The sequence below is a fragment of the Variovorax sp. LARHSF232 genome (assembly GCF_052871435.1).
On the sequence record NZ_JBIXJS010000028.1, the window covers coordinates 1 to 1166 of the forward strand.

General features: G+C 65.6%; 1 protein-coding gene. It reads right to left on the reverse strand.

All coding sequences use genetic code 11. From position 1 onward, the window contains the following. Nucleotides 1-1166: elongation factor Tu (gene tuf, locus ACIPRI_RS26680; protein ID WP_446624525.1), on the reverse strand; the 1166-nt coding region annotated here is incomplete at both ends.

Consider the following 1166-nt stretch of genomic DNA (forward strand, 5'->3'; position numbering starts at 1 on the left):
GCGAGGATCTTGGCCACGACGCCCGAACCCACGGTGCGGCCACCTTCGCGGATGGCGAAGCGCAGGCCCTCTTCCATGGCGATCGGAGCGATCAGCTTGACGGTGATCGACACGTTGTCGCCCGGCATGACCATTTCCTTGTCCGTGGGCAGCTCGATCGCGCCGGTCACGTCCGTCGTGCGGAAGTAGAACTGGGGGCGATAGTTGTTGAAGAACGGCGTGTGACGGCCGCCTTCGTCCTTGGACAGCACATACACCTCGGCGGTGAAGTGCGTGTGCGGCTTGATCGAACCGGGCTTGCACAGCACCTGGCCGCGCTCGACGTCTTCGCGCTTGGTGCCGCGCAGCAGCACGCCCACGTTGTCGCCAGCCTGACCTTGGTCGAGCAGCTTGCGGAACATTTCCACGCCGGTGCAGGTGGTCTTCTGGGTGGCGCGGATACCGACGATCTCGATTTCCTCGCCCACCTTGATCACGCCGCGCTCGACGGCGCCAGTGACCACCGTGCCGCGACCCGAGATCGAGAACACGTCTTCCACGGGCATCAGGAAGGTGCCGTCCACGGCGCGCTCAGGCGTCGGGATGTAGGTGTCCAGCGCTTCGGCCAGCTTCATGATGGCTTCTTCACCCAGCTTGCCCTTGTCGCCTTCCAGCGCCAGCTTGGCCGAGCCGTGGATGATCGGGGTGGCGTCGCCCGGGAAGTCGTACTTGTCCAGGAGCTCGCGCACTTCCATCTCGACCAGCTCGAGCAGCTCGGCGTCGTCGACCATGTCGCACTTGTTCAGGAACACGATGATGTAGCCCACGCCCACCTGGCGCGCCAGCAGGATGTGCTCGCGGGTCTGGGGCATCGGGCCGTCAGCGGCCGAGCACACCAGGATCGCGCCGTCCATCTGGGCGGCGCCGGTGATCATGTTCTTGACGTAGTCGGCGTGGCCGGGGCAGTCCACGTGCGCGTAGTGGCGGTTGGCCGTTTCGTACTCGACGTGCGCGGTGTTGATGGTGATGCCGCGCGCCTTTTCTTCGGGCGCCGCGTCGATCTGGTCGTAGGCCTTGGCTTCGCCGCCGAACTTGGCCGACAGCACCGTGGCGATGGCCGCCGTCAGCGTGGTCTTGCCATGGTCGACGTGACCGATCGTGCCGACGTTCACGTGCGGCTTCTTGCG